The sequence below is a fragment of the Spirosoma pomorum genome, assembly GCF_054776615.1.
In genome coordinates, this window is sequence record NZ_BAAHBP010000002.1 from 507,681 (window position 1) to 527,484 (window position 19,804).

General features: G+C 49.9%; 13 protein-coding genes and 1 CRISPR repeat array (1 of these 14 running past the window's edge). Of the genes, 11 read left to right on the forward strand and 2 right to left on the reverse strand.

Annotated features, from left to right (window positions below; genetic code table 11):
• The first annotated feature begins 65 nt into the window (after nt 1-65).
• The gene (locus tag ACYVAD_RS07965; protein ID WP_461138952.1) at nt 66-2,594 is read left to right on the forward strand and encodes a PIG-L family deacetylase; all 2,529 of its coding nucleotides are present in this window, start codon (nt 66-68) and stop codon (nt 2,592-2,594) included.
• A 170-nt stretch (nt 2,595-2,764) separates the two neighbouring features.
• Here ACYVAD_RS07965 and ACYVAD_RS07970 read toward each other — a convergent pair whose 3' ends face one another.
• A complete protein-coding gene (locus tag ACYVAD_RS07970) occupies nt 2,765-3,346 on the reverse strand; it encodes an NUDIX domain-containing protein (protein WP_461138953.1) in 582 nt (193 codons plus the stop codon).
• A gap of 24 nt (nt 3,347-3,370) precedes the next feature.
• Between ACYVAD_RS07970 and ACYVAD_RS07975 the strand changes: the two genes are divergently transcribed.
• The gene (locus tag ACYVAD_RS07975) at nt 3,371-4,153 is read left to right on the forward strand and encodes a DeoR/GlpR family DNA-binding transcription regulator (RefSeq protein WP_461138984.1); all 783 of its coding nucleotides are present in this window, start codon (nt 3,371-3,373) and stop codon (nt 4,151-4,153) included.
• Between the two features lie 2 nt (nt 4,154-4,155).
• Complete coding sequence (locus ACYVAD_RS07980) at nt 4,156-8,007, forward strand: hydantoinase B/oxoprolinase family protein (protein ID WP_461138954.1); 3,852 nt, start codon at nt 4,156-4,158, stop codon at nt 8,005-8,007.
• 140 nt (nt 8,008-8,147) lie between these two features.
• On the opposite strand, the gene ACYVAD_RS07985 is transcribed toward ACYVAD_RS07980, so the two are convergent.
• Nucleotides 8,148-9,128 (reverse strand): helix-turn-helix transcriptional regulator, encoded by a 981-nt coding sequence (locus tag ACYVAD_RS07985; protein ID WP_461138955.1) that lies wholly within the window; start codon nt 9,126-9,128, stop codon nt 8,148-8,150.
• Between the two features lie 141 nt (nt 9,129-9,269).
• Here ACYVAD_RS07985 and cas6 point away from each other — a divergent pair, with 141 nt between their 5' ends.
• From cas6 to cas2, 8 genes are all read left to right on the forward strand, one after another.
• Nucleotides 9,270-10,079, forward strand: coding sequence for a CRISPR-associated endoribonuclease Cas6 (gene cas6 / locus ACYVAD_RS07990; RefSeq protein ID WP_461138956.1), 810 nt, complete (start codon nt 9,270-9,272; stop codon nt 10,077-10,079).
• Nucleotides 10,080-10,098: 19 nt separating this feature from the next.
• On the forward strand, nt 10,099-12,093 hold the full coding sequence (locus ACYVAD_RS07995; protein ID WP_461138957.1) for a hypothetical protein: 1,995 nt from the start codon (nt 10,099-10,101) through the stop codon (nt 12,091-12,093).
• Between the two features lies 1 nt (nt 12,094).
• Nucleotides 12,095-13,192 carry a DevR family CRISPR-associated autoregulator gene (locus tag ACYVAD_RS08000; protein ID WP_461138958.1) on the forward strand — a complete coding sequence of 366 codons (1,098 nt, stop codon included), beginning with the start codon at nt 12,095-12,097 and terminating at the stop codon, nt 13,190-13,192.
• Entirely contained in the window at nt 13,185-13,889 is a 705-nt protein-coding gene (locus tag ACYVAD_RS08005) for a hypothetical protein (protein ID WP_461138959.1), read from the forward strand. Before ACYVAD_RS08000 ends, ACYVAD_RS08005 begins: the two co-directional genes overlap by 8 nt.
• Nucleotides 13,890-13,895: 6 nt before the next feature.
• Complete coding sequence (gene cas3, locus ACYVAD_RS08010) at nt 13,896-16,172, forward strand: CRISPR-associated helicase Cas3' (protein WP_461138960.1); 2,277 nt, start codon at nt 13,896-13,898, stop codon at nt 16,170-16,172.
• Nucleotides 16,173-16,230: 58 nt separating this feature from the next.
• Entirely contained in the window at nt 16,231-16,686 is a 456-nt protein-coding gene (gene cas4 / locus ACYVAD_RS08015; RefSeq protein ID WP_461138985.1) for a CRISPR-associated protein Cas4, read from the forward strand.
• Nucleotides 16,687-16,758: 72 nt separating this feature from the next.
• Complete coding sequence (cas1b, locus tag ACYVAD_RS08020) at nt 16,759-17,781, forward strand: type I-B CRISPR-associated endonuclease Cas1b (protein WP_176568158.1); 1,023 nt, start codon at nt 16,759-16,761, stop codon at nt 17,779-17,781.
• A gap of 92 nt (nt 17,782-17,873) precedes the next feature.
• Nucleotides 17,874-18,137, forward strand: coding sequence for a CRISPR-associated endonuclease Cas2 (cas2, locus tag ACYVAD_RS08025; protein WP_461138961.1), 264 nt, complete (start codon nt 17,874-17,876; stop codon nt 18,135-18,137).
• Between the two features lie 214 nt (nt 18,138-18,351).
• Nucleotides 18,352-19,804: a CRISPR direct-repeat array (repeat unit 30 nt; unit sequence CTTCTAATCGTACCTGAGTGGAATTGAAAT) (it continues 8,701 nt past the right edge of the window).

Below are 19,804 nucleotides of genomic sequence, written 5' to 3' on the forward strand. Positions count from 1 at the left end.
TTCCCTACAGGAAATAAGTCGCGTTTCAATTCCGCGTTTATCTTTGCTAAAGGTGATCTTATTTAATGCTTTCATCCGTGCGTTGTTCGAATCGACTTCTACTGTTTTTGTTTGTCTATTGTTTTTCCGTTTCAGGCTGGGCGCAGGTCCCCTATGGCCCCATCAAGACCGCTTCTACCGGCGATATCTTACTCAACTTAAAGAAACTGAACGTAGTGGGGTCAGTATTGTACCTGGCGGCTCACCCCGATGACGAGAATACCCTGTTTCTGGCGTACATGGCCAAAGACCAGCTGGTACGAACGGCGTACATGGCCCTAACCCGGGGCGATGGGGGGCAGAACCTGATTGGTCCCGAACAGGGGGAATACATTGGCGTCATCCGGACCCAGGAGTTGCTGGCGGCTCGTCGCATTGACGGGCCGGATCAGTTCTTCAGCCGGGCTTATGATTTTGGTTTCTCCAAATCAACGGACGAAGCAGTACGGACCTGGGGCCAGGATAAAGTGCTGGCCGACGTGGTCTGGATTATCCGCAAGTTTCGGCCGGATGTAATCATCACTCGTTTTCCGCCCGATGCCCGCGCCGGACATGGTCACCACAGTGCATCAGCTTATCTGGGCGAGGAAGCCTTCAAAATCTCGAATGATCCTACTAAGTTTCCGGAGCAGCTGGCTTACGTAAAACCGTGGCAGGCGAAACGTATTTTCTGGAATGTGTTTATTCCCGGCGCTTTTCTGAGCAACAAGAAACCTGACGAAAAAGGTGATCTGATCGGAATTGAAACCGGTGTGTTTAATCCTGAACTGGGACGCTCCTACGGCGAAATAGCCGCCGAAAGCCGTAGTCAGCACAAGAGTCAGGGCTTTGGTGCCCCCGCCAACCGGGCAGCCAAAATTGATTACTTGCTACTAAAAAATGGTGACTCGGTCAGCAAAAATCCGTTCGAAGGCATCGACATGACCTGGAAACGCGTGCCGGGCAGTGAGGCCGTTCAGGCACTGGTGAATCAGGTAATTTCCTCCTTCAAACCCGCCCAGCCCTCGGCTTCCGTACCAATGCTGGTCAAATTGTCTCAGGCGCTGGGGAAACTTGACACCACGAATATTTACGTTCAGGCAAAACGGCAGGAGGTACAAACCCTGGTGCAGCAGTGTCTGGGGCTCTGGTTCGAATCGAATCCCGCCGATTATGCCACCACGCCCGGCTCGACCATCAACGTCACCACGAATGTTGTTAGCCGGACGGACGTTCCGGTCAAACTAACGCAGGTACGTTATTCTACCGGCAAAGACACGACGCTAAATCTGACGCTTAAGCCCAACGATGTCGTTCTCTGGCCAACGACTCTGACAATCCCCAAGAACCAAAAGATTTCGCAACCATACTGGCTTGAGAAACCGCTGGAAAAAGGATTATTCCAGGTCGACAATCAACAGTTGATTGGCCTGCCAGAAAATCCACCCGCCGTAAGCGCCAGCTATACGTTCGAGATCGACGGGCAGTCGTTCACCTATACCCGGCCAGTCATTTATAAATCGACCGACGCGGTTGATGGCGAGATTTACCGGCCATTCATCATTCAACCGGATGTAACAGCCAACCTGACGGAGCGCGTCTTTACGTTTGCCGATAACGCCCCCAAAACGGCCACGGTCGTTTTACAGGCGGGCCGGAAAGGCGTTTCGGGTACGCTGAAGCTGAACGCTCCTGCTGGCTGGCGCATTACCCCCGCCACCCAGCCCTTCAATTTGACGAACAAAGGCGACGAGCAGCGCTTATCGTTTACTGTCACCCCCACAGCACAGGCTACCAATGGTAGATTACAAGCCGTAATGACGACAGGCACGGGTACGTTCACAACAGGACTGCGGTTCGTGGCCTACAAGCATATTCCAACGCAAACTCTCTTCCCTCCTGCCGAAGCCAAGCTGGTGAAGCTGGACGTAAAAGTGGCCGCCAAAAACATTGGTTATGTTACCGGTGCGGGCGATGAAATTCCGGCTGCTCTCGAGCAGATGGGTTGCCGCGTTACCGTCCTCGGCCCTGCTGAACTAAATGGTAACCTGACTGGGTACGATGCCATTGTTATGGGCGTACGGGCGTATAATGTCAACCCTTCGCTGGCGCGTTACCAGCCTAAACTGATGGAGTACGTCAAAAATGGTGGTAATCTGATCGTGCAATACGTAACGCCGGTCAACTCGTTCCTGCGTAACGAAACGCCCCTACCTCCGCTGGGCCCCTACCCTTTTGCCGTCGGGCGGGAGCGCGTAACGGAAGAAGATGCCGCAATGACGTTCATCAACCCACAGCATCCACTCCTAAATACGCCGAACAAAATCACCCAGAACGATTTCAATGGCTGGATTCAGGAGCGAGGTATCTATTTTGCGCAGGACTGGGATAAACAATACGAGCCCATTTTCTCAGCCCACGACCAGAACGAAGCGGCTAAAGAAGGGAGTTTAATTTACGCCAAGTATGGCAAAGGTCATTACATGTACACCGGTCTGGTGTTCTTCCGCGAACTTCCCGCGGGTGTACCCGGTGCCTATCGGCTGTTTGCCAATATGCTATCGGCTGGGAAATAGAAGAATCACTACAGCAGTTTTACTTAACACAGAGGCACAGAGGTCACGGAGTTTTCCAGAGGTAGCTTGTAGACGTAAGATAAGATGCTTCTCATTGGAGCTCTTACGTCTTTTCCCGTTCTTCCCGGCAGTCTCTATATTCTCTGTGCCTCTGTGTAAAAAACCTCCGTTCAATTCTGAGCTAGTTGGCGCAAGCGGAGGTGCTGTAACAACATGATAGTTTTGCCGTCCATGATTTCACCGGTCTCGATCATTTGCAGTGCCTTGGCTGTCGGGATCTCTAGGATATCAATCTCCTCCTCATCAATACCACCGCCGTTCAGCCGTTCGGTATCAGCGGAATATTCGGCCAGGTAGAAAAACAGCTTTTCCGTCACCGAGCCGGGGCTCATGTACGCTTCCATCACTTTCTCAATGGCCTGAATCCGATAACCGGTTTCCTCTTCGGTTTCGCGTCGGATGGCATCGTCCGGATGCTCATCGTCCAGGAGTCCCGCGCAGGTTTCGATGAGCATTCCCGATTCGTTCCCGTTCACAAACGTGGGGAGTCGGAACTGCCGGGTCAGAATGACACGGTCAGCTTCCGGATTATGGAGTAGAATAGTAGCGCCATTACCGCGGTCGTAGGCTTCCCGCTGCTGCGTAGACCAGGTTCCATGTTTATCCCGATAGTTAAACGTGAAGCGTTTTAGTACGTACCAGTTGTCGGAAAGCAGCTTCTCTTCGGTTATTTGCACTCGTTCATTTGTCATCTTGTTACAATTTGTTATTTTTTGATCCAATTTGATCAAAACAAATCAATTAGCATGAATTTCCAATCCCGAAAGCGACTAATTGTACAAACGGTCGACGAGCGAGGCTCTGTTGATATTCGTGAACTGGCCGATCTGCTTCAGACTTCAGAGATGACGGTCCGGCGTGATCTGGTCCAGTTAGCGGCTTCGGGACTGGTTTACCGGACGCGGGGCGGGGCCATGAAAGTGAGCCTGGCCACTGAGACCCACCGTTTTGCCAACAAATCGGCGGTCAACGCGGAACGTAAAGATTACATCTGCCAGCTGGCCGCGCAGGAGATTCAGGAAGGCGAGGTGATTTTCATGGACTGCGGCAGTACGGTCTTTCGGTTATGTCCCTTCATCAAAAACAAACGCATTACCGTCATAACCAACTCCTTGCCCGTTGTGGCGGAGTTACTCGATTCGGAGGTCAGCGTCAACCTGATCGGTGGTGAAGTCGACAAAGATCGCCAGGCGATTCACGGCGCAGTAGCCGAGGAGCATATTGCTCGCTACCATGCGAATCGGGCTTTTGTTGGTGTCGATGGGATTTCGCTCAAAAACGGCCTGAGCGCGGGGAGTGAGAAAGAAGCCAGCATCACAACCGCCATTCAGCGGCAGGCGCAGAAAACCTACCTGCTTTGCGACTCCTCGAAACTGGAAACGGATAAATACCTCTATTTTGCGCCCCTGAGTCTGTTCGACGTTCTGATCACGGATCAACAAGCCCCCGCCGAGTTGGTGGCGGCTTATCGACAGGCAGGCATTACGTTGATTCACTAAGCATGTGGCAAATCTGGATTGATACCGGCGGCACGTTTACGGACGGTATCGCCCGCGACCCGTCGGGGAGCCTACACCGCACTAAAGTTTTGAGCAGCAGTCGGCTACGGGGCCAGCTGACCGACGGAAAAGTAAACGCTTCCTGGCTTACGGCTCCCCTCTTCGACGGCTACCAGTTACGTATCATCGAAACCGGCCAGACGTACGTCATCCAGTCACTTCAGGTTGATGGGACTATCACCTGCGAGCCTCCGTTACCCACGGCAGCTGGTAGCCATTCGTATACTGTCGATATTTTTACGGGTGAAGAAGCCCCCGTTTTGGCCGCCCGGCTCCTGACTCAGACACCACTGAATCAGTCGTTTCCTACCCTGGACATGCGCTTGGGCACGACTAAAGGTACCAACGCCCTACTCGAACGGAAGGGCGGGCGGGTTGTGCTACTGGTCACGAAAGGCTTCAAAGACCTGCTGGTCATCGGTACGCAGCAGCGCCCGAATCTGTTTCAACTAACCATTCCACCGGCCGAACTGCTGTACGGCAGCGTGCTGGAAGTGGATGAACGGATCTCGTCCGACGGGCAGATCATTGCCCCACTGGCGGAATCGACTATCGCGACGCTACTCGAGCAGCTTCGGCAACAAAAGCCCGACGCCGTGGCGATCTCGCTGCTGAACAGTTACCGCGCCCCGGCTCACGAACAGCAATTACGAGTGGCTTTACAACACGCGGGCTTCGATCTGATTACCTGCTCAACGGACGTTTCGACAACGCCCGGTTACGTTGCGCGTACGCAGACAGCCGTGGTAGACGCTTATCTGACTCCCGTGTTACGTGATTACCTGGCTAATGTTCAACAGCAGTTAAATCAGCAATCCGTCCGGGTGATGACCAGCGCGGGAGGTCTTGTTCGGGCTGATCTATTCCAGCCGAAAGACAGCTTACTAAGCGGTCCGGCGGGCGGTGTTATTGGCTCCAGTTACGTAGCCAACGCGCACGAAGCTAGCGGCCAGCCGGGCGTACTAACCCTCGACATGGGTGGCACCAGTACCGACGTAGCCCGTATCAGCGGGCAGCCGGATTACCGCTTTTCGACGCAGATCGGCCCGTTTGATTTACAACTTCCATCACTGGCGATCGAAACGGTGGCTGCGGGAGGAGGCTCCGTTTGTTGGTTTGATGGCAGCGGCACTACGTTCGGTCAGCTACGCGTCGGCCCCCAGAGCGCTGGCGCTAATCCGGGTCCCGCCTGTTACGGAGCTACTCAGCCCGGCCAATCGTTGTTGCTGACTATCACCGATGTCAACCTGCTGCTGGGCAAACTTCACCCGAGTCAGTTTGGTATTCCGGTGTTTCCGGAGAAGGCCCAGCAGGCGTTGCAGAGCATCATTGACCAAATCACCCGACATAGTGGTGAGATTCCCGATGCGCTTGAACTATTGCGTGGTTTCGAGCGCATTGCCAACGAAACGATGGCCGCAGCCATCCGCACCATTTCGGTCGCGCGGGGATTTGACCCCAAATCGTATAGCCTGCTGGTTTTTGGTGGCGCGGGTGGCCTGCACGGCTGCGCTATCGCCCGGCTGTTGGGCATGGAACGTATGGTGCTTCCCTTCGATGGTGGCTTGCTGAGCGCCTATGGTATTGGGCAGGCGCAGATCGAGCGGCTGGCCACCCAGTCCGTTCTGCAACCGCTGGATGAGGTAAACGCTGACTTAGCTGACCTCGTCACGGCATTAGCCGACCAGGCGATGCAACAACTCCACCAGGAGGTTCAGGACAATGTACCCATGCAAGTCAAATCGGCGGTGGCGTTTCTGCGTTTCAAGGGACAGGAAGCCACGGTCGATGTGCCAATTACGAACAAGCTGGAAGCCGATTTCCGGGATCGCTACCAGCAGCGATACGGTCATATTCCAGAAAACCGGCCGATTGAGCTTGAAAGTGTGCGGGTGCTGGTCAGCACAGTTCAGGATGAGCAGTTCATCAGTACGCAGCCCGTCAGCCACCGCCACGCCGTCCCCGCCTTTCAGGCCGGTTCTTACCCAGCCTACGACTGGACAAAATTGCAGGAAGGCGATACGTTCCGGGGGCCAGCGCTGCTGCTTAATACAACCTCGTCGGCCTTTATCGAGCCCGGCTGGCGACTCGTTATCCAGGCCAACAAAAACGCCCTCGTTGATTACGTAGCCGACCAGGACGAACTAGATGACGTAACGGTCGCCAATGAAGTTGTTCAGCTCGAACTATTTACCCAGCGTTTCCGGGCTATTGCCGACGAAATGGGTGCCCAACTACAGCGAACGGCCTTTTCGGTCAACGTCAAGGAGCGGCTTGACTTCTCCTGCGCGCTGCTCGACGCCAACGCTCAACTGGTAACCAACGCTCCCCATATTCCGGTACACTTAGGCAGCCTGGGTGTTTGTGCCCGGTTATGTCTCGCAAAACTACCGCTTGGTCCCGGCGATGTCCTTATCACGAATCACCCGAAATACGGTGGCTCACACCTCCCCGACGTAACACTGTTACAAGGCGTCTTTACCGACAGCGACGAGTTAATTGGCTACGTCATCAACCGGGCGCACCACGCCGAAATTGGCGGTAAGGTACCAGGATCAATGCCGCCCGACGCAACGTCGCTGATCGAAGAAGGCGTTGTGCTGGAGCCTATGTACGTGGTTAAAAACGGAACCTTTCTGTGGGACAGTCAGGGTGAACAGGCTGGTCTGGCCCAACGGTTTACGGAAGCCCCCTATCCAACCCGGTTACTGGCCGAAAATCGCGCCGACATCGAAGCAGCGCTGGCTTCGTTACGTTCCGGCGAATTGGCGTTGCAGGCCCTAGCCCGGCAATACGGTCTCCCAGCGGTGCGGCACTACATGACCCGGCTACAACAGTCGGCTACGGATGTGATCACCGCTGTTCTTAAGTCACTGAACGGGCAAACCTTCGCGGCCGAAGAACTCCTCGATGATGGCCACAAGATTTGTGTCAATATCACCATCCAGGACGGACGTATTACGTTTGATTTCTCCGGCACGTCGGGCGTTCATCCCAACAACCTGAATGCCAACCGGGCCATTCTGCACAGCGCCGTCTTATACGTTCTGCGGCTCTGGGCGGCTTCTCCAAACGTGAATGCCCCCAGCGTGGATACGCCTAATGAGTCCCACACGACTATTCCGCTAAATGAAGGGCTGATGGTACCGGTTGACTTAATCGTACCGACGTCCTTTCTTAATCCCAGTTTCTCCGATGATCCGGCTGATTGTCCGGCGGTGGTAGGCGGCAATACGGAAGTAAGCCAGCGGCTAGTCGATACGTTGCTGAAAGCCCTGAACCTGGCGGCCTGTAGCCAGGGGACGATGAACAATTTCCTGTTTGGCAAATCAGGTACCGACTCGGAAGCATTTGGCTATTACGAAACCATTGGCGGAGGAGCGGGTGCCACCATCGGCGCAGCGGGTCGCTCGGCCGTGCACCAGCACATGACCAATACCAAACTCACCGATCCCGAAGAACTCGAACGGCGCTATCCGGTCCGGCTGCATCAGTTTGCCGTCCGAACGGGCTCCGGCGGGGACGGGCAATGGCGTGGGGGCGATGGGATCATCCGCGACGTAGAATTTCTCACGCCCGTGCAGGCTACCCTGTTGAGTCAGCATCGTGTTACGTCCCCCTACGGTATGAATGATGCGGAATCCGGCCAACCCGGCGTCCAGACGCTGATTACTGTCGACGGCCGGGAAGAAGCTTTACCTGGCATCTTCACCCGCGCTATGCAAACCGGCGAGCGCATCCGCATCGAAACACCCGGTGGCGGTGGAGCGCAGGCAGCTTCAAGTCTCTCATGATGAGTTGTTCCTACAACGAACCTGCTCACTGTTTTCTTCAGGCGTGTTTTGCCATCCCGATGCAGCCGGGACGACAAAACACGCTGTCTTCTTAAATATTCTATCAAGATTTTTGTCTTGCTAGATAAGACCCGGATCGTTCAATACTGCACCAGCGCTTCTGACAGAAATCTAATTAGATCATCCCGTAAATGATCTGGTCCCAGCACTTTCACCTGATTCCCCAGCCGCGCCAACTCGTAGATTAGTTCTCGATTGACGACAATCTCAAGCCTGACCTGGAGTTCGGTTTCGGTATCGACCAGAATGTCCGCTTCGCGGAATGGATAGAAAGGTTGCGCCCGGAACCGAAAACCCTGCTCCCGCGTGAACGACAGGATAACCGCTTCGGCCGGACCATCGTATACCGCTACGCCAAGTGCTTTTCGCAGGTACGCTTCGGCATCAAAAGCCGGTGGCGTTACGTCTATTGTCAGTTCCTGAATTGAATCGGGAATGATTCGGTCCAGCCCAAATACCCGAATCTGTTTGTCGTCCAACCGCCAGCCCACTACGTACCAGCGGTTGCGGTGTTCTTTCACCACGTATGGATAAATCTGGTGCGTTTTCGTCACTCCGGTATCGTAACGCTGATGCTGGAACTGCACAACCTGCCGTTGGTGGATAGCCTGTAGGAAAACCTCGACCCACTCGCTCCCCTTGGTATACGGCACCGATTCAAACAGAATGTACTTCCCGAAATCGTCGGCCTGGCTACTGCGAAACCGGACTGCTTTATCGAGCTTATCGACGGTTCCGCGTAGATCATCGAACAGACTCAGGTGCTGAAATTGTTGAAGCGTTGCCAGCGCTGTATGCAACGTTGCCAGGTCTTTATCGGTAAGCGTTACGGTAGTCGCCAGTTCGAAGGGGTGCGTGTAGTGGTAGCCCTGCTGCCGATAGTCATAAGCAATTGGTGCCCCATATTCCTCGCGCAAGAGTCGGATATCTTCGCGAAACGTACGTTCCGAGCAGCCGCACCGTTTAAGCAGATCAGCTTTCGATTTAGGTTTTCCGCCCCAGCTAGTCAAATAGTCATTGATTTTCTTCAGGCGGGCGTACTGATTTTTAACAATAGGCATAAAAAAGTGTGGTTAGGCAAATAGACTGCCGTTTCAGAAGTCATTTTTGGCCTACGATTTACCTACCGTTGCCTAAACCAACTGATCAGAACCAGTAAAAGAGTTACGAAGGCCTATTTGCTTTCTACTACCCACAGCACCATGCAGTTCAAACTAACCCTACGCCCAACCGCGTCAAAAACGCTGGTCCCTTTCAATTACGCGTACCGACTAAGTGCATTCATCTACGCCGTATTGGCCGAAGCCGATGCGCAATACGCTACGTTCCTGCACGGACAAGGCTACGAATACTCGTCTACGCGCCGGTTCAAGCTCTTTACCTTCTCGGATTTGATCATCCCGAACGCGCGTGTTGATACCAAAGCGGGGGGACTATGGGTGACGACGCCCCACATTGAATGGGTGGTGAGTTTCTACGTCGACAAAGCCGCCCAGCATTTCATTATGGGGCTGTTTCAGGATCAGCGCTGCGTGATTGCGACGCCGAAGCACCGAGCGGAGTTCATCATCGAGCGCGTCGAAGCCGTACCAGTCGAGATCGACACAAATACCGTTACGTTGCGGACGCTCTCGCCCGTGGTAATCGCCGAGAAGTCGGAACGCGGCATGGACCAATACCTGCACCCCGCCGACGTACCGTTCGGCCCGTTACTGATCGACAACCTGCTGGCAAAGTGGAACAGCATCCCCCGGCCCATTTCAGCGGGTGGTTTATCCACAGATGACTTTGCCACATCAGCAGTAACGTACCGACTGCTCCTCGACCGGGAGCCTAAATCAAGACTTGTTGCCATCAAAGAAGACTCCCGAGCGGAGACGAAAGTGCGGGGATGGTTTGGCTTCACGTTCGAACTCAGCGGCCCGAAGGAGATTCTGGAACTGGCCATACTGGCGGGCGTGGGCCGGTATAACGCGGAGGGGTTCGGTGCTGTGGGGGTATATAATACCTGACCTTAACTACTTACATACGATGATACTGTTTAGAGACTATACCGGCAGCGCTATGCTCAACAACGCGCTCCAAACCATCGAAGCACTGGCTAAGCAAAACATTAGTACGGTTGATGCCCATACGTTGCTTAGACTATTCAAGAATCCGTACAGTGATGGCTTACACACACTCACACGCTTGAATAAGCGATTGAAGAGCTATACGATGCTCTTCTCTAAAAATGGGCCGCTACTCAACGATAAAGAGTTCGGAGAAGCCATATATAACCAGCTCATTGCTAACAGTCTGGAAAACGTAGAGGATGATGGTCCATACACCTGCGAGTTGTCTGGCTTGAAGTTCAAAACTACGTTTGATACTTTCTACGAGCAAACGCTCCGCAAGGTAGGCTATCCCACCAGCAAGATCAGTGGTAAGGATAAAACCGTTAACCGGTGTTGGTTTCCGTTACTGGGTGGATTAGGCTCTGATGCACAGGCATTACCTCAAGCCAAATATGCGCTTACCGTTCACCCTGTTTGTTTAGCTGTTATGCAATTCCTACCATTATCGGCGGTGTTGTATAAAGGCGGAATACTGTTAATTGATTCCTCGAATGAAGAGTTATCCAAACGGCTGATTGCTGATCACGTAGATCTCATAAAAAGTAGAGCTACGGCAGGTTCATCAACTTCGTCGGTTGATAATATCAAAGATTTTAACAAAGGCCATTACTTAAGTAGAGCGTTACATATTCTGGCTGATAAAGAGCGAAATGATAAGACTACGGCTTTCAATCTTTGGAGTTTTACTAACTCAGGTACCGGGGCGAGTTGCGAAATTGATCGCATCCCAAGCCAATTGATCGTTAAGCTGCTCAGACTGTATAGAAGTCCCTCTCTAAGGCCAGCGTTGGAAGGAATTTTAAAGAATTCGAGAATTCAATCAGACTTTCTGGATTGCCTTGAGGGGAATATTGACTTCTATGGACTTTACCCCAACAAAAATTCAGATGGCGTTTCTGTTCGATTTTATGAGGAATACCAACGCCTTATCGGAAATGAGGATAAGTTAGAATATGCTAAATATATCGCTCATCTGTTGGGCAAAGAGGAATGGAGTAAAGCTCAGCACAAGTTTTTAGAAAAATCGGATGCTCCGGCCAGCGATTATGCCTTGTATAAAAGCATGGTATTTGAATCACTGGTAGGAGCCGCAAGTCGCAAAGAGTGGCATTGGGCTCATCACGTTTCGGTTCTCAATAATCCTGAAAAAATTCCGATAGATGGTACCCTTAGCCGGATGTATCGGATGGTCCATTTCTATTATCTAACGTTGTCTGTGGATGACGATGTAACAATGCCTTCTGTTCCCGATATAGCCAACTTGCCTATCGGTCAGTCGATTAATCTATTCTTTCATTTGATGGGTGAAGACAAACGTAGCTACAGCAGCCGTTGGTTAGGGGCCCGTTATCAGGAAGGTAATCCATTACCCTTGTTGATTCGGGAAGGCAGTCGATTTTATGAGTTTGAGCCAGTTTATTCATTGCTTTTCGATTCAGAAAATCGCCTGAATGCTTACGGGCTGCGGGACATTATTCGGATGTATCTAAACTATTACCGCAATGAGCCGATCCCTCAGTTATCGGTTCAGCCAACCGAGCTGCTTCCTGAGCCTGGTGTCGAGCAAAGTGACTACCTGAAAAACTTTCGCCAATTTGTTGATGAATACATCCATTACTATCGTGATGGACGAAATAAAGGCCAATTGGATGAAGAGAAATTTCGTCAGCATGTATTGGTTCCAATGCGCCGGGAAAACTTTCAAATCGCTCAATGGCTCGATGCTGTCAGTGAAAATATGACTGAGCTTGAAAAGGAACAGAAACAACCGTTTGCTCTGTCTATTCCTTCTGAAAAACTTCTGTACGACTATATGGGCAGATACAATCCATCGTTTGCCCGATTTGCTATCGAATACCTTTTAAATCAATTCTATCACCACGTATCACTTTCTCTAACAGCAGTGTAGTATGGCAACTCTTAACAACATTACCGGTGCATTAGTCATCGATGGCACAGCCGCTTTTTTGAATGGTGCAGGTTTAGGCGCAGGCGAAGACCGCAACAAAGTAGTCCCCAAAGTATTCGAAGAAATGGTGAATGGCCGCCGTGAAAAAGTGCCTTACGTATCGGCTCAGGCATGGCGTCGATGGCTTCGGAATACCTCAAACGAGGAGAACAACTGGACGCCCAGCGAATTGCAGGCAATCGGCGTTTCGAAAAAAGGAACAACTAACAAAATCGCTACGCAGCTCGACCCAATTACTTTCCCAGAAGATGATTTATTTGGCTACATGCGTAGTGGGGGAAATGATAAGTCAGGAGCGAGTGATGAAGAGGATGAAGAGGATGCGCCTACAAAAACTAAAGCAGAGAGTGTTCAACGGACATCACCATTTAAATGCTCTGTCTTAAAAGGGATTCGTGGTAAACGGACGTTGAACGTTGATGAAGGTTTTGTTCACCTCAAAGAAAACACCCCATTGCCATATTCAACACAATTTTATGCGGCTCATCTAGAAGGCTTTTTCAATCTCGAATATTATCGGCTTGGGCAATTTGACAACCTGGGTAGCAAACAAGAGTTGGCTTCTGAGACGGTAAAACAATATGCAGACCAGTTGACAAACAAACCTTTGGGAGCCAAAGGAACATTCAAACGCTTCACGCTACAAAACGCGGAGCAGTCACGCAAAGAGCGTGCAGCTGGTTTGTTACGTGGGCTAGCATTTTTACGGGGTGGAGCAAAACAAGCGGCCTTCGGTGCTGATGTCAGTCCTAAGGTGCTGATTTTGGCTGGGCTTGAATGTGCAAACCCCGTCTTCAACAATCTGTTCGAAGGTTCTGGCGAAATGCCTTCTTTGAAAATAAACACGTTGAAACAGATCATTGACGATTACCAAAGTAAACTGGCAACACCTATCTATATCGGCATACGTGAAGGGTATCTACAGAACGAAGCCGAGGTTAAGTCCCTTTCGAGTAGTTCTACGATTGTTGTTGGCTCGCCTATAAGTGTTGCTCAAGACTTCATAAAGGCTCACTTGACTACGACGTCCAATGAATGAGGTATTGGAAGTTCAATTTGACGGATGGACAGCGACACCACGTTTGCCCTTTGTCCTTTCTGGAAATGCGCTTTGCATGACGGTACCTTCTTATTCGTCGCTACTAGGGTTAATTGGTTGCTGTTTGGGACGTATTGTAACACATGATGAAGTGCAGTTTGGATTTCATTATCAATACGTAACGGAAGCTACCGATCTAGAAACCCGCCAGAGATTAGAATTTGATGGCCGAAATGTAAAGCCACATGCCAAAGGTACGGATGCATATAAACGGGAGTTTCATGTCATAGCAGCAACTGACTCGGCGGGTGATCTTCAACCTTGTTTGACTCTCTGGTTAAATCGCACCGATTGGATTGATTACTTCCGCTATCCGATTGGTACACCTGCACTGGGGCGCTCGCAGGACTTACTGCGAATTCGCTTTGAATCGGTTCGGATTGTCGCGGTCGAAGCTGTTAATCAGGCAAAAATTAGTGGCTGCGCCTTACCTTTTTCACCCGGTATGCAGGTAGCTGGACAACTAGTTCAACTAGCCGATGCTTACGAAGAAAACGCGCGAGTGGGGGCAGGAAGAAAGCCAATCAATCCGCGTGTGTTTATCAATCTAGCGGCAGGTACTAGTCAAGAAATATCAATCGGTAATCTGTTCAGAACCGGCGAAGGCAAATGTTTCTATCTACACAACTGGCAATGATTTAAAATGGATTTCAACGTTTACAAAGCCAAAAGTGACGACCCAACGTTTGCGCTATGTATGACACTTGAGGAGCATACGCGACGGGTAGTTCGGGCAGCCATTGAGCTAGTTAACCGGTTGCCATTTACAGAAGACGAGCGTAATGAGTGGCTAAGAAAAGCTATTCGTAGTGCTGTTTGGCATGACATCGGCAAAATTCACAAGAGCTTTCAAGCGAATCTGAAAAAAGGAACAACGGTTGTAAGCATTCGCCACGAACTCATCTCACTTTGGTTTTGTGAGCAGTTCTTAAATCTTCCTATTGACGAATTATTCGCCATTGCTACGCACCACAAAGGAATCGTTTCAGATGGTTTTAAAAAGCTTTCTCTTTACGAAATAGGAACCGATTTACCCTGTCATCTGGCCGACGACCCAGCGTTGGTAAAGGTCGCTAAAGAGGTTGTGAAAGCATGGGGAACGCTTTTCAACGATGTTTCGCCAATAACAAATAATCTTTCCCCTAACGATACCTACTCGGATGAAATTCAATTTCTTCTGATGAAGGATAGACAGCAATCACAGGCAGTAAATAGGCTGCAACTAGCTCGTATGCGTGGATTGCTGATGGCCGCTGATCATATCGGTTCAGCAAAGACGGAAAGCGATTTGCCTGTATGGAAACGACTTGAGCTGACTGATTTTTATCCCTCTACTGTAAACGATAAGAATAAAGTCGTCCGAGTACCTTTTCGACCATTTCAGGAGCGAATGCAGCGTTACGTGGGTGACGTTATTCTACACGCACCAACGGGATCGGGGAAAACGGAAGCGGCACTAAGTTGGGTATATGCTAACCAGACAGAAAATGTCAGACTGTTTTACCTGTTGCCGTATACTGCTAGTATCAATGCTATGGTGCGTAGGCTCAAGGACGTTTATGGGAAAGACCGCGTAACGGCTCTTCACAGCAAAGCCCTTGATTTCTTCTATGAGGAAGCAATCAATGAGACAAACAATTTTCAACAAAGCGAAGAGATTGCCCGGAATAAACGGTCCGCTTCCCGCGAATTATTCTATCCTGTCAAGGTAGCTACATTACATCAAGTACTCAAACACGCGCTACATGGTAAAGGATGGGATATGAGTCTATTCGACTATCAAAACGCACTATTTATCATTGACGAATTTCATACGTACGATGCACACTTAACAGGGATGATGCTGGCAACCCTCAAGTGGCTTAAGCGATTTTGTAAAGCTAAAATTCTGTTGATGTCAGCAACCATTCCCAAGTTTTTACTGGATCGGATTGTCAATGAACTGTTCGATGGTGATACATCGAGAATCTTACGCCCCAATCCAGGTAAGCCAGCTGATGCCGAAATATTAAAACGTATTCGTCACAAATTGATCTGCCAGCCTAAGAAAAGGGTTATTGACTCAACTGAGCAAATTGCGCAGATACTCGATGAAGGAAAGAAAACTGTGCTGATCATTGTCAACAACGTCAGTACGTGTCAGAAACTGAGTCAAACTTTTAGCAAGTATAATCCCAAATTATTACACGGTGGATTTCATCGCAAAGACCGTAAAGAGACTGAAAAGAGTATCACAGCAGACGACAGAAAAGAGCGTCCTCGATTATTAATTGCTACGCAGGCTGTAGAGGTTAGCCTAGATATTGATTATGATGTTGCATTCATAGAGAACGCCCCGATTGACGCGTTAATTCAGAGATTTGGCCGAGTCAACCGAGCAGGTAAACGTAAAAAACCATCAGAAATATATCTTTTTGAATATAGTGTTGGTAATACCAAACGTATCTACGACCAAACTATCGTGAATGAAACATGGCGCGTTCTGTGGACACTGGATGAACAAGAATTATCTGAGCAACATTTGGTCGATGCCTGCGATGAAGTTTATGCAAAAGGTTACGCTGAAGAGCAAGAACGTAATTTCCAGATCGGTTTTAGGCACGAACGAATTGTCAATTTTGAGAATACATTTCACGCGGGTGATTGGGCAGATTGGGTTGAAGACGTTATTGACAAGAGTAATTTAAAGATTGATGTTCTGTGTGAGAATCTAAGGTCTGACTTCGAAGCCTATAGAAGGGTAGGAAAATACATTGAAGCTAGTCAACTTTTGGTACAAGCTTATCCGTGGGAGTGCCCGAAAGAGCATCAAATTAAACTGGAAGACAAGCAAAATACTCTCATTGCGACTAACCTCAATTATATCTCTGGAGTAGGATACCAACGAATAGAACGCGGATCTGATTTTAATTTTCTGTAGGATAATGTCCCACGCCAACGCCACCCTGATCAACTACTATCACCTCTGCCATAGGAAGATGTGGCTCCACGCAAATCAGATACGTATGGAACATACGTCCGAAGCCGTTGCTGAGGGGAAGCAGTTGCATGAACAAGCTTATCCCCAACGCGCAGAGCGGTACCGGGAGATCAGCGTCGATGGTTCCAAAATCGACTTTTATGATCCCTATGACAAAGTCGTGCATGAGATCAAGAAGTCCGACAAGCTGGAACATTCGCACGTAGCGCAGGTGCAGTTTTACCTGTATCTGCTCCGCAAAAACGGCATCGACGGAGCAACGGGCCTGATCGAGTACCCCAAACTTCGCCAGACACAAACCGTCCAGCTCGACGAAACAGACGCGCCTATGGTTGAAGGTTGGATTCACGATATTGAGCGGATCGTAGACAGCGAGCGATGTCCCGAACGTATCAACAAGTCGAAATGCCGCTCGTGCAGCTACTTTGATTTTTGTTATGTAGAAGAGGAGTAAAGAGAAAAGAGGGAGGAACGAGACGAAAGGGTATGTCGGCGTCCTCCCCTTCATCCCTTTCTTCCACCCATTATGAAACAAACCAAATACCTGTTTAATCCGGGCCGGTTGAGTCGGCAGGATAATACACTCAAGTTCACGCCTGTCGATGAGGAAGGTAACGAAGGTCAGCCGCGTTTTCTACCCGTCGAGCAGGTGTCGGATCTATACGTATTCGGAAGTCTGGATGCCAATTCGGCGCTATACAACTTTCTGGGTAAGGAAGGCATCGCCGTTCACTTCTTCGACTACTACGAACATTATACCGGCTCGTTCATGCCCCGCGAATACCTGCTGGCGGGCAAAATGCAGGTAGAGCAAACCAAGCATTACGTATCGGCAAAGAAGCGGCTGGTGGTGGCGCGGGCGTTTATTGAAGGAGCGGCCAGCAACATTTTACGCGTTCTGAAATACTACCAGAATCGCCAGAACGATCGTCGCCCCTGCGACCTGAGTGACTCGATTAAAACGGTTGAGCAATTACTAGCCAGCATCCCAACAGCAACTGATGTACCCATGTTGATGGGCATTGAAGGTAACATCCGCCAGACGTACTACGGTTGTTTCGATGCTATTCTGGGGGAGACGTTCTGCATGGACGGACGTAGTAAGCGCCCGCCACAGAACGAGTTGAACGCCATGATTTCGCTGGGGAATATGTTATGTTATTCAGCTTGTCTGAGCATGATTTATCACACCCAACTGAACCCAACCATCAGCTTCCTGCACGAACCGGGAGCACGTCGGTACTCACTGGCGTTGGACATGGCCGAGATCTTCAAGCCCATTCTCATCGATCGGCTAATTTTTCGGATGGTCAACAAACGGCAACTACAGCCGTCGGATTTCCGGATGGAAGTAGGCGGGTGCGTCATGAAAGATGCCGCTCGCAAGCGCTTTTTACAGGCATTCGACGAATCGCTGAAGGAGACCATCAAGCACCGGTCGCTGGGCCGCAACGTCAGCTACAAGCACCTGATCAAACTGGAGTGTTACAAACTTCAAAAGCATCTGCTGGGCATGGAAGAATACAAACCGTTCAAAGCGTGGTGGTAAAAAACAAGGAGAGAGGAGGAAAGGGAACAGAGAGAAAAGTTTTTTTACTGCTACCTACTTTCTCCTTCCTTCCTTTCCTCCTCTCTCCTTTTATGTATATTATTCTCGTTTATGACATGGGGCAGAAGCGCGTCGGGAAGATGCTCAAGCTTTGCCGGCGTTACCTGAACTGGGTGCAGAATTCGGTGTTCGAAGGTGAGCTGACCGAAGTTCAGTTGAAGGAACTGCTCTTTGAAGCCAGGCGAATTATGAACGAGGATGAAGACAGTTTAATCCTGTTCAAAAACCGCGACAAGAAATGGTTCGACAAGCAGATCGTGGGGGTTGAGCGGCAATCGACGGATGATTTTCTATAGAGGTTCTGTCGTCGACCGCAGAAATTGTTCCTTGACATTCGGACATTATCCTGCTCAAACGAGAGCAAAATCTTGTAACTAATTGATTATAAAGCATCGTCGATCGCCGGGGGTTTTCGTACTATTGGTGATCGACGATTTTTATCTTTAAAACGGCCATACTAAAAGTGGCACAGGGCTCAGAAAAGCCCTTTTTTTATCCGTAACTTGACGTCTTCTAATCGTACCTGAGTGGAATTGAAATTTCGTTGCAGGGAGGGCACGATTATCGTTTCCACCCTTCTAATCGTACCTGAGTGGAATTGAAATAAACGCTGCTAAAGACTATGACGCGTCTCGAGTTAAACTTCTAATCGTACCTGAGTGGAATTGAAATGTGGCTACTGGGTAGCCTCCTGCGGTGATTACGTAACTTCTAATCGTACCTGAGTGGAATTGAAATTTTGCCAGGACAAACACAGCAGCTGGTAATCGCTCACTTCTAATCGTACCTGAGTGGAATTGAAATTCTGGTCGTTGGTGGGGGTCTCGCCAATTCCGTTGCCTTCTAATCGTACCTGAGTGGAATTGAAATTCTAAAATTTCGCCCGGATGTGGTGGGGTCTTCATCCTTCTAATCGTACCTGAGTGGAATTGAAATAGGTGATGGACTGAAGCAAGCCGCTACGTTGTGCAACTTCTAATCGTACCTGAGTGGAATTGAAATAACATGAACGTCAGGTCAGCCGTCATTTCGTTCATTCTTCTAATCGTACCTGAGTGGAATTGAAATTTATTTTCCCTCCTTCCTTTTCATCCAACTGAATGACCTTCTAATCGTACCTGAGTGGAATTGAAATTCGCCGGTCGAATAAAAGGTATTGGGCAGCCAGTCACTTCTAATCGTACCTGAGTGGAATTGAAATATTGCAGCCCGTCGCCGACGGTGCTGAAGGTTGGCCTTCTAATCGTACCTGAGTGGAATTGAAATATCCATTCGCGTCGTACAACACTACCCCCTGCGGACTTCTAATCGTACCTGAGTGGAATTGAAATTTCCCAGCCAGACAGGTAATAGGGCAAGGTTGGGATCTTCTAATCGTACCTGAGTGGAATTGAAATTGTAGCGTTTTACAGCTAGTTCGAATAGCAACAGGCACTTCTAATCGTACCTGAGTGGAATTGAAATCGCGCTGACATGAGTTTCGCCTGATAGTAGCCCGTGCTTCTAATCGTACCTGAGTGGAATTGAAATTGATCCCGTTCGGATTGTAGACTCCCGAAAAATCCACCTTCTAATCGTACCTGAGTGGAATTGAAATAGGGCGATGCACAACGTAATCGCAGTTGGGTGACACCTTCTAATCGTACCTGAGTGGAATTGAAATGCGAGCAGGGCGGTACCGGTTTGGGTGACCCACGAACTTCTAATCGTACCTGAGTGGAATTGAAATACTTAAGTAAAAAGCTGTCAGATATAGCCTGTCTTCCTTCTAATCGTACCTGAGTGGAATTGAAATGAAGTCAGCAGGTCAAGGACGAAACGCAGGATCTGGCTTCTAATCGTACCTGAGTGGAATTGAAATTCGATGATTCTGATACGGCAACTGCAGTTGTGCAGGCTTCTAATCGTACCTGAGTGGAATTGAAATCTTCCTTCCCGTCAGCGTTGATCAGCACAACAGCGC

Excerpts from the sequence above, each read along its gene's own strand:
- ACYVAD_RS07965 (WP_461138952.1), top strand. The coding sequence starts at position 66 with ATGCTTTCATCCGTGCGTTGTTCGAATCGACTTCTACTGTTTTTGTTT.
- ACYVAD_RS07970 (WP_461138953.1), bottom strand. The coding sequence starts at position 3,346 with ATGACAAATGAACGAGTGCAAATAACCGAAGAGAAGCTGCTTTCCGAC.
- ACYVAD_RS07980 (WP_461138954.1), top strand. The coding sequence starts at position 4,156 with ATGTGGCAAATCTGGATTGATACCGGCGGCACGTTTACGGACGGTATC.
- ACYVAD_RS07985 (WP_461138955.1), bottom strand. The coding sequence starts at position 9,128 with ATGCCTATTGTTAAAAATCAGTACGCCCGCCTGAAGAAAATCAATGAC.
- cas6 (WP_461138956.1), top strand. The coding sequence starts at position 9,270 with ATGCAGTTCAAACTAACCCTACGCCCAACCGCGTCAAAAACGCTGGTC.
- ACYVAD_RS07995 (WP_461138957.1), top strand. The coding sequence starts at position 10,099 with ATGATACTGTTTAGAGACTATACCGGCAGCGCTATGCTCAACAACGCG.
- ACYVAD_RS08000 (WP_461138958.1), top strand. The coding sequence starts at position 12,095 with ATGGCAACTCTTAACAACATTACCGGTGCATTAGTCATCGATGGCACA.
- ACYVAD_RS08005 (WP_461138959.1), top strand. The coding sequence starts at position 13,185 with ATGAATGAGGTATTGGAAGTTCAATTTGACGGATGGACAGCGACACCA.
- cas3 (WP_461138960.1), top strand. The coding sequence starts at position 13,896 with ATGGATTTCAACGTTTACAAAGCCAAAAGTGACGACCCAACGTTTGCG.
- cas4 (WP_461138985.1), top strand. The coding sequence starts at position 16,231 with ATGTGGCTCCACGCAAATCAGATACGTATGGAACATACGTCCGAAGCC.
- cas1b (WP_176568158.1), top strand. The coding sequence starts at position 16,759 with ATGAAACAAACCAAATACCTGTTTAATCCGGGCCGGTTGAGTCGGCAG.
- cas2 (WP_461138961.1), top strand. The coding sequence starts at position 17,874 with ATGTATATTATTCTCGTTTATGACATGGGGCAGAAGCGCGTCGGGAAG.